The sequence below is a fragment of the Fuscovulum ytuae genome (genome assembly GCF_029953595.1).
GTDB lineage: Bacteria > Pseudomonadota > Alphaproteobacteria > Rhodobacterales > Rhodobacteraceae > Paragemmobacter > Paragemmobacter ytuae.
In genome coordinates, this window is the sequence record NZ_CP124535.1 from 1,728,396 (window position 1) to 1,742,104 (window position 13,709).

Consider the following 13,709-nt stretch of genomic DNA (forward strand, 5'->3'; position numbering starts at 1 on the left):
CCCATGTTCCTTTCCGTCTTCGACATGTTCAAGGTGGGGGTCGGCCCCTCCTCCAGCCACACGATGGGGCCGATGGTGGCGGGGGCGCGGTTTCTGGACAAGATGCGCGCTTCGCCCTTTCATTTCCGAGGGTTGCGCGCGTCCTTGCATGGGTCGCTGGCCTTTACCGGGGTGGGCCATGCGACGGATCGGGCGACGATCCTTGGGCTGGCGGGGTTTGAGCCCGCGACTTACGATGCCGCAAAGGCCGAGGCGGTGCTGGACGATATCAAGGCCCGCAAGGTGATCGAGGTGCCGGGTCTGGGCGAGATGGCCTTTGATCCGGGGCGTGATCTGGTTTTCGACTATGGCCCGGCCCTGCCCGGCCATGCCAATGGCATGATCCTGAAGGCGACAGACGCGCAGGGCGATGTGATCATGGAAGAGACCTATTATTCGATCGGCGGCGGGTTCGTTCTGACGGCGGCGGAACTGGACGAGGCAGGCGGGGCCAAGGCCAAGGCGCGGGCGGATGTGCCCTATCCGTTTGAAAAGGCCGATGAGATGCTGGCAATGGCCAAGGCATCGGGCCTTTCCATCGCGCAGATGAAGCGGGCGAATGAGTTGAAGTTCCGCTCGGCCACCGATCTGGACAAGGGGATGGAACGCATCTGGCAGGTGATGAACGATTGCATCACACGGGGCATGGCGGGCGAAGGCATCCTGCCCGGTGGCCTGAAGGTGCGGCGTCGGGCAAAGGGCATCCATGATGCGCTGATGGCGGAGCGGGGGCTGAACATGACGCCGCCGCATACGATCAATGACTGGATGTCGCTTTATGCGATGGCGGTGAATGAGGAAAACGCGGCGGGCGGGCAGGTGGTGACCGCCCCCACCAATGGCGCGGCAGGCGTGGTGCCTGCGGTGATCCGCTATTGGCTGGATCATGTGCCGGGGGCCTCGGCCAGCCGGGTGGGGGAGTTTCTGCTGACGGCGGCGGCGGTGGGCGGGCTGGTCAAGCACAACGCATCGATCAGCGGAGCGGAATGCGGCTGTCAGGCCGAAGTGGGTTCGGCGGCGGCGATGGCAGCGGCGGGGCTGTGCGCCGTTCTGGGCGGAACGCCCGAGCAGGTGGAGAACGCCGCCGAGATCGCGCTGGAACATCATCTGGGCATGACTTGCGACCCGGTGAAGGGTTTGGTGCAGGTGCCCTGCATCGAACGAAACGGGCTGGGCGCGATCAAGGCGGTATCGGCAGCGTCCTTGGCGCTGCGCGGGGATGGCATCCATCTGGTGAGCCTTGACGTCTGCATCGAAACGATGCGCCAGACGGGGCGGGACATGCACGAGAAATACAAGGAAACCAGCCTTGGCGGGCTGGCCGTGAATGTGCCGAATTGCTGAGGCGGATCAGCTGCGGGTGCGCAGATAGCCCTTTGCGGCCACGCGTTCGTAAAGCTTGAACTCCGCCGCATGGGCCTTCTTGAAGCGTTTGAGAAGGGCTGCGGGAAGATCGAACGTCTCGCCCTCTGGCAGCGGCGAGACGTTGCGGGATTCAAGTGAGAGCGGCGCATCGAGGCGGCCTTGGAGAAAGGCCACCAAAAGATCGAGTTGCGCGTAATCGAAGACATGGGTGACCGGGGGGCCATCATCGAGAAAGCCGAGAAAGCGGTCCTGCCGTCCGACGGCGGCGAAGGGCGGCTGGGGGTCGGCGAGACGCGCCTCGACGAATTCGGCGAAGGTCAGGCCATGGGTGGAATTCTGATGGCCGATCAGTGCCTCGCGCTGGCGATAGCGGAACCAGCTTTGCATTTGTTCCATAGGCTCGCGCATCACGGCGCAGGTTTCCGGCGCGTATCCCAGCGTTTCCGCCAGAAAGGGCGCCCAGCGGCGGGCATAGGTGGCGGCGTTCATATGCGGGAACTGGCGCGCGGTTTCGGGGGTTTCGGCATAGGGGCCAAGCATGGCCCTGATCGCCTGCGAGGCCGCCTTGGGCGTTGCGAGAAAGACAAGTCGAGCCGTCGGCAGAACCAGCACACCACACCTCCGTTACACACGGGTCAATGATTGCGGGTGTAAGGGCCGAAGGGCAAGGGGGGATGCGCCACGGCATGTCGCTTTTGCGATGGACGAGGCCGGGGCGCCCGGATAGCCACGGGGGCATGAGCCGACAGCCTGACCGCATCTTTCCCGGCATCGTTCTGATGCTTGCCTTCTGTGCGCTTGCGCCTTTGCTTGACGTATCGTCCAAGCTGGCGGCGGAAAACGGCATTCCGGTGGGCCAGATCACCACAGCGCGGTTCGTGGTGCAGGGGGCCTTGATGCTGCCTGTGGTGCTGTGGATGGGGCTGGCTTGGGGCGTGTCGGCGCGGGTCTTGGGCTTTGTCTTTCTGCGGGCGGTGTTCCTGATCCTGTCCACGTTCTCTTTCGTGTCGGGGATCGCGGTGATGCCGGTGGCCGATGCGCTGGCCATCGCTTTTGTAGAGCCGTTTGTGCTGCTGATCCTTGGTCGGCTTATCTTTGGCGATGAGGTGGGGCCGCGCCGGATCGCGGCGAGTGCGGTGGGCTTTGGCGGGGCGCTTTTGGTGATCCAGCCTTCGATCGCCGCATTTGGCTATGTGGCGCTGTGGCCTTTGGGGACGGCGTTCTTCTTTGCCTTCTACATGCTGGTGACGCGGGCCATGTCGGCCTACATGCACCCCGTCACGATGCAGATGCATACCTCGCTGGCCGGGGCGGCGATCTGCGTGCCGCTGATGCTGATGTTTGATGGCACGGGCTGGGCGCAGTTGGACCCGGTGATGCCTGCGGGGCTGAATTGGCTGTGGCTGTTCGGCGTGGGGTTCTGGGCGGGCGTCAGCCATATGTGCATGACCTATGCGCTGAAATTCGCGCCATCGGCCACGCTGGCCCCGCTGCACTATTCCGAAATCGTGGCGGCGGTGGCGCTGGGCTATCTTATCTTTGGCGACTTCCCCAACCCAATGACCTGGGCCGGGATTGCGGTGATCGTGTCGTCAGGCCTTTATGTCATCCACCGGGAACGGATCAGCGCGAAGGCGAAGCGGGCGGCGGCTGCCAGCCTTCCCCCAGAAGCGATCTGAGCGCGGCATCGAGGCGCGCGCGCGGCAGGATGACCAGCAAGCCGGGGCTGTCGACCTCAAGCCGCACCTCACGCGCCGAGACACGGTTGGACGTGCCGATCATCCCATCGGGGGCAAGCGTCAACCCGTCGATGGGCCAGTCAAGGCCCGTGCTGCGTCCCGTGACGCGCGCCATGGGGAAAAGCGACAGGCGATCCCCCGGTAGAAGGCGAAGGCTGATCTGCGGCGGGCAGTGAAAGACCACGTCGCGCGGACCAAGGACGAGGCAGCGCCGATCCGCATGGCGGACAAGGGTGTTGAAGACCGCAAGCCCATGGTCGATCCGCGCCCCAGTGAAGCCCAGCGCCAGCGTGAAGGGGGCCGAGACGGAGCGCAGCACCTTGTCGAAATCGGTCGTCGCTTGTTCCGCGATGGGGAAAAGGCGGTTGGGGCCAAGGGCCGCGCGGGCGGCATCGGAAATCGAATCGAAATCACCGATCACAGCCTTGGGGATATGGCCTGCGGCAAGGGCCCGGTCCGCCCCGCCATCGGCGGCGACCAACTGGGGCGCATAAGACAGGGCCAAACGGAACGCCGCCCGCGACACAGGCGCACCGCCAACCAGTGTGACCCCATCGAACGATTGAACAATGGGGGGATTCATGGCGATACTGTCTTTCGAATTGAGGCAAGTCGAGCGTTCGTGGGCCATAATCAATCCTTCAAATTACCGCCATCTGTCCATCAAAAGGAACAGGAAGACGGTAGATTGAACGGACCGAACCTGGGCAAAGCGAGCATCCGATGAACGGGGCGAGTAAAATTCTGACGGTCTCATACGGGACCTTCTCTTGTACCTTGGAGGGGTTTGACGATCCCTTCAACACAATGAAGGCGATTGCGGAATACTTCCGCGACCTCGCCGCAGAGGACCGCTATTTCGGCGCGGAACCCCCGACGCCGGATGCTGCCATGCTGCATCGGATCGCCGAGCGCGAGATCCAGCGCAGGGTCGAGGCAAAGATTCAGGAAAATGGCGTGGTGCTGCGGGCGTCCGAGCCTGCGGAACCGTCGGAACCGATGATCGCGCCACCCGTTGCGGCGGAACCGGTTGCGACCACGGTTGCGCCAGAGGTTGTGGCTGCTGCTGCCAGCGTGGCCCCAGCTGTTTCGCCCGCTGTCGCCCCTGCGGCGACGGTGGCCAGCGAATCGGCGGTGGAACGGCTGATGCGCCTCCGGTCGGATGTGGCCGCGCAGCCTTTGGCGGCGGTGCCGGTTGCGACCGCGCCCGTGGTGAGCTTTGCCATCCCCGATTATGTCGAGGATCTGGTCGAGGATGTGATTGAGGCCGAAGGACAGGCCTCATCCGAAGCGCTGGCTGATCTTCTGCCCGAGATGGCCGAAGAGGCGATGCCGGAAGAGGCGGCAGAGGCCGCGCTGGAGGCTGAGGCTGTGGTTGTGGTCGATGAGGCCGCGCCGGAGGCTGAGGCTGTGGCGGTGGTCGAAGAGGCCGCGCTGGAGGCTGAGGCTGTAGCGGTGGTCGATGAGGCCGCGCCGGAGGCTGAGGTTGCGGCGGTGGTCGATGAGGCCGCGCCGGAGGCTGAGGTTGCGGCGGTGGTCGATGCGGCCGCGCCGGAGGCTGAGGCTGTGGCGGTGGTCGAAGAGGCCGCGCCGGAAGCTGAGGCTGTGGCGGTGGTCGAAGAGGCCGCGCCGGAGGCTGAGGTTGCGGCGATGGTCGATGAGGCCGCGCCGGAGCTTTCGATAGAAGCGCAGTTGCAAGCCGAAGAGGCTGCGGATGCGGCAGCCCGCTACGATGTCTTTGCCGAGGATGAGGTTGCGGCGGTCGATCTGCCCGAAGGCCTTGCCCGCGCCTTGGCGGCGGTCGAGGAAGAGGCGGTCGTCGTGGACGCGCCAGTCCTTGAGGCCCCTGCAGAAACGGCCGATCCGATTGCCGAAGTGATGGCGGATGCGGCAGCAACGGTGGATGAGGAGGCGGCGATGCGCGCCTCGCTTGAGGCCGTGCTGGGCGAAGCCGCGGACGTGGCCGAACCGACCCCGACCCCTGCGGAAGCAGAGGCAGAAGATGCAGCCGACGCGAGCGAGGCCGAGGTTGAGGTTGAGGTTGCTGAGGTTGAGGTTGCTGAGGTTGAGGTTGAGGTTGACGTTGCCGCAGCGGTCGAGGTGATTGAGGTTGAGGTCGCGGCAGCGGTCGAGATCACCGAGGAAGCCCCCGCAGAGGCCCCTGCCGAAGTGGCGGAAGAGCTGGCCGAGGAGGTCGCTGATGACACCCCGGCGGCTGCTATGGTTGGGGCTGCGGCATCCGCCGCGCCGGAACTGCGCCCCGGCGCGCAAGAAAAGCTGATGCGTGCCCGCGCCCGCGTGATCCGTATCCGCAAACCGGATGAGGCAGAGGCGGCGACATCCGAAGACACGCAGGCCGAAGCGCCAGTAAGCGCGATGGCGAATGAAGAACCCGCCCTTGCGGATTACGTCACGGCTTTGTCCGAGATGCCGGTTGAAGAACCCGCGGCAGCCAAGGAGCAACCCGCAGAAGAGGCGAAAGCCCCGGCGGACACCCCCGATCTGGACAAGATCGGCGAGGTGGAGATGATCCTTTCGCCCGAAGATGAAGCGGCGTTGCAACGCGAATTGGCGGCGCTGAGCGGGGTCGAACAGGACGATGCATCGCGGCGCGAGGCCGATGTCGTGGCCGATCTTTCGGTGGCGACAGAGGGGCGCAAGAACTTTGACGGGCCGTCGGCGGATGAGGCGGTAAGCCGCCTGATGAAGCAGACCGACAACGAGATGGAGGGCAGCGAGGCCAAGCGTCGCCTGTCGGCCATCCAGCATCTGCGCGCAGCTGTGGCGGCGACGGTGGCGGAACGCAAGGTCACCGGGGATGCCCCGCAGGACAATGAAAAGGTGTCGCGTCTGGCGCGCTATCGCAATGATCTGGCGATGGCGGTGAAGAATGTCCTGCCGGGCCGTGGCGGTGAAGGGGCGGCAGAGCGCCCTGCCCCGTTGGTTCTGGTATCGGAACAGCGGATTGATCGTCCGCGTCCGGCAGCGGCGCCTGTGGCACCGGCCGCTCCGGCACAGGTTGCCCCGGTGCGCCCGCGCCGTGTCGCCTCATCCGGGGCGGCGATGCAGGCAGCCGAGGCCTTTGATGATGAGGATGCCGACGAAAACGACGAGAACCTGTTCGGCGACAGCCGGGGTTTTGCCGAATTCGTGGAAAGGGTCGGGGCGGAGAGCCTTGAGCAGATCCTCGAAGCGGCGGCGGCTTATCTGTCGGGCGTCGAAGGGCGCGACCATTTCAGCCGCCCGGCGCTGATGCAGAATGTGGCGGCGGTGGTGCCTTCGGGCAGCTTCCAGCGCGAAGACGGGCTACGCAGCTTTGGCGCGTTGCTGCGCAAGGGGCGCATTGCGAAAATCCGTCGCGGGCAGTTCACGCTGACCGAGGAATCGGCCTATCTGGCCGAGGCGCGCAAGATGGTGGGTTGACCCCACGGCCAAACGGAATCGCGGGCCGGGTGCTGCCAACCGGGCCCCAAGGGGAAGGCGGACCTGATCGGGGCCGCCTTTTTCCATTCGGGGATCAGTTGCGCGCGTCGTCGTCGGGCGCATCCGGGTCTGCCTGCCCGACACCCTTGAACACCGCCTTGAAAGGCAGCGCCCAAAGGATGCCAAGGCCGATATAAATCAGCAGTTCCAGCCAGATCGGCGGGCGGTCGAACAGGCCAACGACATTCACCGCCACCACAATGTAAAGCGGCAGGCCGATCAGCAGGATCAGCAGCGAAAGGCGGCGGCGGGTCTTGTAGGGAAGCGCCATCGTCTGTCCTGCTCCTGTCTGTTAGTCGGCGAAGGGGTCGGTCACGAGGATCGTGTCATCGCGTTCGGGCGAAGTGGAAAGTAGGGCGACCGGGCAGTGGATCAATTCCTCGATCCGGCGCACATATTTGATCGCAGCCCCCGGCAGATCGGCCCAAGACCGCGCGCCGGCGGTGGATTGGGTCCAGCCTTCCATTTCTTCGTAGATCGGCTTGACGCGGGCCTGAAGATTGGCGGCGGTGGGCAGATAATCCAGCCGTTCGCCATCCAGTTCATAGCCCGTGCAGATCTTCAGGGTTTCGAAGCCGTCCAGCACGTCAAGTTTCGTCAGCGCGATGCCCGACACACCCGATGTGGCGCAGGTCTGGCGCACGAGGACGGCATCGAACCAGCCGCAGCGCCGCTTGCGCCCAGTGACCGTGCCAAATTCATGGCCGCGTTCACCAAGCCTTTCGCCATCGGCATCGAAAAGTTCGGTAGGGAAAGGGCCTTCGCCCACGCGGGTGGTATAGGCCTTGACGATGCCAAGGACGAAATCCACCGCCGTCGGGCCAAGCCCCGTGCCGGTCGCGGCCATCCCGGCCAGCGTGTTGGAGGAGGTGACATAAGGATAAGTGCCGAAATCCACATCCAGAAGCGAGCCTTGCGCGCCTTCGAACAGGATGCGCTTGCCGGCGCGGCGCGCCTCGGTCAGCACTTTCCAGACGGGTTTCGCATAGGGCAGAATCTTCGGCGCAACCTCAAGGAGTTGCGCCTTCAGCGCAGCGGCATCAATCGGATCAAGGCCAAGACCCGCGCGCAGCGCGTTGTGATGGGTAAGCAGGCGGCCAATGCGCAGATCGAGCGTTGCCTCATCGGCAAGGTCGGCCACGCGGACGCTGCGGCGACCGACCTTGTCTTCATAGGCGGGGCCGATGCCGCGCCCCGTGGTGCCGATCTTGGCAACGGCATTCTGGCTTTCACGCGCCCGGTCCAACTCGCCATGCACGGGCAGGATGAGGGGGGTGTTTTCCGCGATCAGCAGGTTGTCCGGCGAGACATCGACGCCTTGGCCGCGGAGTTTTTCGATTTCAGACAGAAGCGCCCAAGGGTCGAGGACGACGCCATTGCCGATGACCGAAAGCTTGCCGCCGCGCACGATTCCCGAAGGCAGGAGCGAAAGCTTGTAGACATTGCCATCGATGACAAGGGTATGGCCCGCATTATGCCCGCCCTGAAAGCGGGCGACGATATCGGCGCGTTCCGACAGCCAGTCGACGATCTTGCCCTTGCCCTCGTCGCCCCATTGGGCGCCCACGACCACCACGTTTGCCATCGGGACTGTCCTTTTCCGGTCCAGTGAAACCGTGCGTCCTATAGCGAGGTGCGGGGGGGATGGAAACGGGGAAATGGTCGCGGCATGGGGCCTGTGGGCCAAATTCGTGCGAAGGAATTTGCAAATTTCCTCGAAGAAATTTCGGCCTTGCCGGCAGGATCGGCGGACGGCAGGGTTGGCGGATGTTCCTTTACATCACACTTGGCACCAACGACCTTGACCGCGCGATGCGGTTCTATGACCCGGTTATGGCGACGCTGGGTCTTGACCGGGCCCGCACGCTGGAGGGCGAGATCGGCTATGCCGCGCCGGGGGATAGCCGTTGCCGCCTTTGGGTGACGCGGCCTTTCGATGGGCGTCCCGCCACGGTGGGCAACGGGTCGATGCCTGCGCTTGTGGCCGCAACGCGGGCGGCGGTGGACGCGTTCCACGCCGCCGCCTTGGCGCATGGCGGAAGCGATGAGGGTGCGCCGGGGTTGCGGCCCTTTGGCCCATCCTTCTATGCCTGCTATGTGCGCGATCCTGACGGCAACAAACTGTCGGCAGTTTGCGAGGGCGGGGCCGAGGGGTGACGCGCCCACTTGCGCGCCTGTCCCCATACGCCTAGATAGGCGCGTCAGATCGCGGAAAGCCTGCCTTATGGAAAATGTCGTCCTCACCATCCACCTGATCCTTGCGCTGCTGCTGGTCGGCGTTGTGCTGCTGCAGCGGTCAGAAGGGGGCGGGCTTGGCATGGGCGGTGGCAATTCCGTGATGACGGGGCGCGGTGCGACGACCGCGCTTCAAAAGCTGACATGGCTTTTCGCGGTGTGTTTCATCATCACCTCGCTGACGCTGACCTATTTCGCGGCGCAGGGCGCAGGCGGCGGGTCGGTGATCGACCAGATCGGCGCGGATGCCCCGGCACCGGAACCGGGCGAGGCGCCGCTTGGGTCTGATCTTCTGCCCCCGGCACCGGCGGATGCGCCCCTGGCGCCGCCCGCGGCTGATGCCCCGGCAACCCCGCCTGCGGCCAATCCGTAACACCACCTATTGACGCGAATACCACGGGACGGCCCGTATCTTGCGGCCCGGTTGCAAGCCGGGCCGAGGTCGGGTAAGGCTTAACTCCCGTGATGGTGCGATTCCCTTGCAGGGTTTCACATCGCCCCTTTGACCAGACATCACGGGAGATCCGACCTTGGCGCGCTATATCTTTATCACCGGCGGCGTGGTGTCCTCATTGGGCAAGGGGCTGGCTTCGGCGGCACTTGGGGCGCTGTTGCAGGCGCGGGGATATACGGTGCGGTTGCGCAAGCTAGACCCCTATCTGAACGTCGATCCCGGCACGATGTCGCCCTTTGAACATGGCGAGGTCTTCGTGACCGATGACGGGGCGGAAACCGATCTGGACCTTGGGCATTACGAGCGCTTTACCGGCGTGCATGCGCGGCAGACCGACAGCATCTCATCCGGGCGCATCTATTCCAATGTGCTAGAGAAGGAACGGCGGGGGGATTACCTCGGCAAGACGATTCAGGTCATTCCGCATGTGACCAATGAGATCAAGAATTTCCTGCGGATCGGGGATGACGAGGTCGATTTCATGCTGTGCGAGATTGGCGGCACAGTGGGTGATATTGAAGGGCTGCCGTTCTTTGAGGCGATCCGGCAATTCATCCATGAACGCCCGCGCGGCCAGTCGATCCTGATGCATCTGACGCTTTTGCCCTATCTCGCGGCAAGCGGGGAGTTGAAGACAAAGCCAACGCAGCACTCAGTGAAGGAATTGCAGTCGATCGGTCTGGCGCCTGATGTGCTGGTCTGCCGATCGGAACATCCGATCCCGGAGAAGGAGCGCGAAAAGATCGCACTGTTCTGCAATGTGCGGAAAGAGGCGGTTATCCCCGCCTATGACTTGAAGACGATCTACGAGGCACCCCTTGCCTATCACAAGGCTGGGCTGGATCAGGCGGTGCTGGATGCCTTTGGCATCACACCCGCGCCGAAGCCGAACCTTGCGCGGTGGGAGGATGTGATGGATCGCATCTCGCATCCCGAGGGCGAGGTGCGGGTGGCCATTGTAGGGAAATATACGCAGCTGGAGGACGCCTATAAGTCGATTGCCGAGGCGCTGACCCATGGCGGGATGGCCAATCGCACCAAGGTGCGCGCCGAATGGATCGATGCCGAGATCTTCGAGCGTGAAGACCCCGCCCCCTATCTGGAGAATTTCCACGCGATCCTTGTGCCCGGCGGGTTCGGGGAACGGGGGACGGAAGGCAAGATCAAGGCCGCGCAATTCGCGCGCGAAAAGAAGATCCCCTATCTGGGCATCTGTCTTGGAATGCAGATGGCGGTGATCGAGGCGGCGCGGAACTTGGTCGGCCTTGCCAATGCGGGGTCGGAGGAATTCGACCATGAGGCAGGCGAGAAGCGGTTCACGCCTGTCGTCTATCACCTGAAGGAATGGGTGCAGGGCAACCATGTCGTCGCGCGGAAGGTGACGGATGACAAGGGCGGCACGATGCGGCTGGGGGCCTATACGGCGCATCTGAAGGATGGGTCGAGGGTCGCGCAGGTCTATGGCGAGGCGGTGATCGAGGAACGCCACCGCCATCGCTATGAGGTGGATATCCAGTATCGCGACAAGCTTGAGAAATGCGGGCTGATCTTTTCCGGCATGTCCCCCGATGGGCGGCTGCCCGAGATCGTGGAGGTGAAGGATCACCCGTGGTTCATCGGGGTGCAGTTTCACCCGGAGCTGAAGTCGAAGCCCTTTGCGCCGCATCCGCTCTTTGCCGATTTCGTGCGCGCGGCGGTGGAGGTGAGCCGGCTGGTGTAAAGCGAAATCTGACGCAGATTTCGCGGCGTTTTCTGCGCGCAGAAAACGGGTGATGACCGGCGGGAGCCGGAATTTGCGTCAAATTCCGGTGCGTTTCCTGTGTCAGGAAACGCTTTCGCGGTCGGACCATGTCGATCTTCGTGGCAGCCTAGCCCAGAATTGCCGCCATGGCGGGGCCAACTTCGTGCCAGCCTTCCCAGATCATCTTCAAGGCCACATAGACGATGATCGCCAGACCCACATAGGCGATCCAGCGGTGGCGGCTGAGAAGCCGCGCGATGAAGCTGGCCGCAAGGCCCATCAGCGCGATGGAGAGGGCAAGGCCAAGGATCAGGACGGACGGATGTTCCCGCGCCGCCCCTGCGACGGCGAGGACGTTATCAAGGCTCATGGAGACATCGGCGATGATGATCTGCACCGCCGCCTGACGGAAGGTCTTGCGCGGTGCGGGTGCAACGATGCCGTCCCGGTTGAGGTCGGCATCGGCGAGCGCCTCTTGCGCGGTCTCTTCCTCGGCGGCGTGGCCTTCGCGAAGTTCGCGCCACATCTTCCAACAGACCCAGAGGAGAAGGATACCCCCCGCCAGAACCAGCCCCGTCACCGCCATGAGTTGCGTGGTGACCATGGCAAAGACGATGCGCAGCACGGTTGCGGCAAGGATGCCCACAAGGATGGCCTTGGTGCGCATCTCTTTCGGCAGGCCTGCGGCGGCAAGGCCGATGACCACGGCATTGTCGCCCGCTAGCACGAGGTCGATGGCGATGACCTGCGCCAAGGCGGTCAGGCCCTCGGCGGTGAAAAGTTCGAACATGTCCCTCGGTTCCCTTTTGGGTTTTGGTTTGGCTACGCCTGTGGCGGGGCGCTGTAAATCGGGCAGTTCGGCGCGGCGCAAGAAAGGGCCGTTCTTGCATCACCGCAGCATCAGGCCCGCTTGCGCGGGGCGCGGCTTCCGGGTTAGGCGGGGACATGCTTTCCTATCAGCACAGCTATCACGCGGGAAACCTTGCCGATGTGCAGAAGCACGCGCTTTTGTGCTGGACGCTCGAGTATCTGACGCGCAAGGACAAACCGCTGTCCTATATCGAGACCCATTCCGGGCGCGGGCTTTACGATCTTTCGGGGGCAGAGGCGGAAAAGACCGGCGAAGCGGCCTTGGGGATCGCGCGCATCGAAGGGGCCTTTTCGGCGGATCACCCTTATCGGCGGTCGCTGGCCGGGGTGCGGGCGCTGCATGGGGCGCAGGCCTATCCGGGGTCGCCGCTGCTGGCGGCGATGGGGCTGCGCGAGGGCGATGTGATGCATCTGGCGGAACTGCATCCGCAGGAACATGCGGCGCTGGTGACGCTTTTGGAGCCATGGGGGGCGCATATCCAAAAGCGGGACGGGTTTGAGATGGCGCTGGCGATCACCCCGCCCACGCCCCGGCGGGGGATGCTGCTGATCGATCCATCCTATGAGGTGAAGGCGGATTATCAGACGATCCCGAAATTCATCGGGCAGATCGCGCGCAAGTGGAATGTGGGGATTATCGCGCTGTGGTATCCGATCCTGACAGATGGCCCGCATCGCCCGATGCTTGAGGCGCTGATGACCGCGCATCCGGGGGCCTTGCGCCATGAGGTCCGCTTTCCGCCGGTTCGCGCGGGGCATCGGATGGTGGGGTCTGGGATCTGGATGCTGAACCCGCCCTTCGGGATAGATGAGGAATGCGCGCGGCTGGATGCGCTTTTCCGGGGGATTTCGGATGCTTGAATTCCGCACGCTGGACGTTTTCACCACGCAGGCCTTCACGGGCAATCCGCTGGCGGTGGTGTTGGGGGCGGATGGGCTTACCACGGCGCAGATGCAGACTGTCGCGCGGGAATTCAACCTGTCGGAGACGATCTTCGTGATGGCACCGCGCGATGCGGCGCATCGGGCGCGGGTGCGCATCTTCTTTCCGACGGCGGAAATTCCTTTTGCGGGCCACCCCACTATCGGATGCGCGGTGTTGCTGGCCGGGATGGATGCGGAGAGCGGAGATTTCGAGCGGCATCTGGTGCTGGAGGAGGAGGCGGGGCTGGTGCCTGTCACCGTCTGGCGCAGAGGCGGCGTGACGGAGGCAGAGTTTACCGCCCCCGTCCTTCCGCATGGGACGGAGGGGCGGGTGGATGGTTCCTTGGCAGAAGCCCTTGGTCTGACGCCAGAAGAGATCGGCTTTGGCGCGCATCGGCCGGGGATCTGGCAGGGCGGGCCACGGTTTTTGTATGTGCCTGTCGCCTCGCTTGCCGCGCTGGCACGGGCGCGGGTGATGCAGCCACATTGGGATGCGGTGATGGCGGCGGCGAGGGTGGATAGCGCCTATCTTTACACGTCCGGCGCGGATTGCGACGTCCGGGCGCGGATGTTTTCGCCCACGGCGGGCATTCCAGAGGACCCTGCAACCGGGTCGGCCACGGCGATCCTTGCGGCGCAACTGATGGCAAGCGGGGTCTTGAGCGATGGCGCGACGCGGTTCCATCTGCGGCAGGGCGTCGAGATGGGACGGGCATCGGACCTGTTCATGACGGTGGATGTCGCGGGTGGGGCCCTGCGCGCGGTGCGCATCCGGGGCGCGGCGGTGGCGATTTCGGAAGGCCGTATCACGATCCCGCAGCCGTGACGCGCGCGCCCTTGCCGCAGGCGCGGCGGGTGC

General features: G+C 64.3%; 13 protein-coding genes. 8 read left to right on the forward strand and 5 right to left on the reverse strand.

The features are described 5' to 3' along the window. Positions 1-3 precede the first annotated feature (3 nt). A complete protein-coding gene (locus tag QF092_RS08305; protein WP_281469320.1) occupies positions 4-1,383 on the forward strand; it encodes an L-serine ammonia-lyase in 1,380 nt (459 codons plus the stop codon). 6 nt (positions 1,384-1,389) lie between these two features. Here QF092_RS08305 and QF092_RS08310 read toward each other — a convergent pair whose 3' ends face one another. Continuing rightward, positions 1,390-2,016: a hypothetical protein gene (locus QF092_RS08310; RefSeq protein ID WP_281469322.1), complete on the reverse strand. Its 627-nt coding sequence runs from the start codon at positions 2,014-2,016 to the stop codon at positions 1,390-1,392. A 125-nt stretch (positions 2,017-2,141) separates the two neighbouring features. On the opposite strand from QF092_RS08310, the gene QF092_RS08315 reads away from it, so the two are divergent. Beyond that, entirely contained in the window at positions 2,142-3,083 is a 942-nt protein-coding gene (locus tag QF092_RS08315; protein ID WP_281469324.1) for a DMT family transporter, read from the forward strand. On the opposite strand, the gene QF092_RS08320 is transcribed toward QF092_RS08315, so the two are convergent. Beyond that, positions 3,028-3,726, reverse strand: coding sequence for a thiamine diphosphokinase (locus tag QF092_RS08320; protein WP_281469326.1), 699 nt, complete (start codon positions 3,724-3,726; stop codon positions 3,028-3,030). The two genes, QF092_RS08315 and QF092_RS08320, sit on opposite strands and share 56 nt — an antisense overlap. A 224-nt stretch (positions 3,727-3,950) precedes the next feature. On the opposite strand from QF092_RS08320, the gene QF092_RS08325 reads away from it, so the two are divergent. Further along, positions 3,951-6,566 carry a hypothetical protein gene (locus QF092_RS08325; RefSeq protein ID WP_281469328.1) on the forward strand — a complete coding sequence of 872 codons (2,616 nt, stop codon included), beginning with the start codon at positions 3,951-3,953 and terminating at the stop codon, positions 6,564-6,566. A gap of 94 nt (positions 6,567-6,660) precedes the next feature. On the opposite strand, the gene QF092_RS08330 is transcribed toward QF092_RS08325, so the two are convergent. Next, the gene (locus tag QF092_RS08330; RefSeq protein WP_281469330.1) at positions 6,661-6,897 is read right to left on the reverse strand and encodes a DUF2842 domain-containing protein; all 237 of its coding nucleotides are present in this window, start codon (positions 6,895-6,897) and stop codon (positions 6,661-6,663) included. A 21-nt stretch (positions 6,898-6,918) separates the two neighbouring features. Beyond that, positions 6,919-8,211, reverse strand: coding sequence for an adenylosuccinate synthase (locus tag QF092_RS08335; RefSeq protein ID WP_281469332.1), 1,293 nt, complete (start codon positions 8,209-8,211; stop codon positions 6,919-6,921). A 182-nt stretch (positions 8,212-8,393) separates the two neighbouring features. On the opposite strand from QF092_RS08335, the gene QF092_RS08340 reads away from it, so the two are divergent. The 3 genes from QF092_RS08340 (at position 8,394) to QF092_RS08350 (ending at position 11,035) form a co-directional block, all read left to right on the forward strand. Beyond that, positions 8,394-8,783 (forward strand): VOC family protein, encoded by a 390-nt coding sequence (locus tag QF092_RS08340; protein ID WP_281469334.1) that lies wholly within the window; start codon positions 8,394-8,396, stop codon positions 8,781-8,783. A 67-nt stretch (positions 8,784-8,850) separates the two neighbouring features. After that, a complete protein-coding gene (gene secG / locus QF092_RS08345) occupies positions 8,851-9,234 on the forward strand; it encodes a preprotein translocase subunit SecG (protein WP_281469336.1) in 384 nt (127 codons plus the stop codon). Positions 9,235-9,391: 157 nt separating this feature from the next. Next, positions 9,392-11,035, forward strand: a complete 1,644-nt coding sequence (locus QF092_RS08350) for a CTP synthase (RefSeq protein ID WP_281469338.1) — start codon at positions 9,392-9,394, stop codon at positions 11,033-11,035. Between the two features lie 148 nt (positions 11,036-11,183). Here the strand turns inward: QF092_RS08350 and QF092_RS08355 are convergent, their stop codons facing one another. After that, positions 11,184-11,846 carry a TerC family protein gene (locus tag QF092_RS08355; RefSeq protein ID WP_281469340.1) on the reverse strand — a complete coding sequence of 221 codons (663 nt, stop codon included), beginning with the start codon at positions 11,844-11,846 and terminating at the stop codon, positions 11,184-11,186. Positions 11,847-12,001: 155 nt separating this feature from the next. Here QF092_RS08355 and rlmJ point away from each other — a divergent pair, with 155 nt between their 5' ends. Together rlmJ and QF092_RS08365 are read left to right on the forward strand one after the other, a co-directional pair. Then, positions 12,002-12,787, forward strand: a complete 786-nt coding sequence (rlmJ, locus tag QF092_RS08360) for a 23S rRNA (adenine(2030)-N(6))-methyltransferase RlmJ (RefSeq protein WP_281469342.1) — start codon at positions 12,002-12,004, stop codon at positions 12,785-12,787. After that, positions 12,780-13,676: a PhzF family phenazine biosynthesis protein gene (locus tag QF092_RS08365; protein WP_281469344.1), complete on the forward strand. Its 897-nt coding sequence runs from the start codon at positions 12,780-12,782 to the stop codon at positions 13,674-13,676. Before rlmJ ends, QF092_RS08365 begins: the two co-directional genes overlap by 8 nt. The last annotated feature ends 33 nt before the right edge of the window (positions 13,677-13,709 follow it).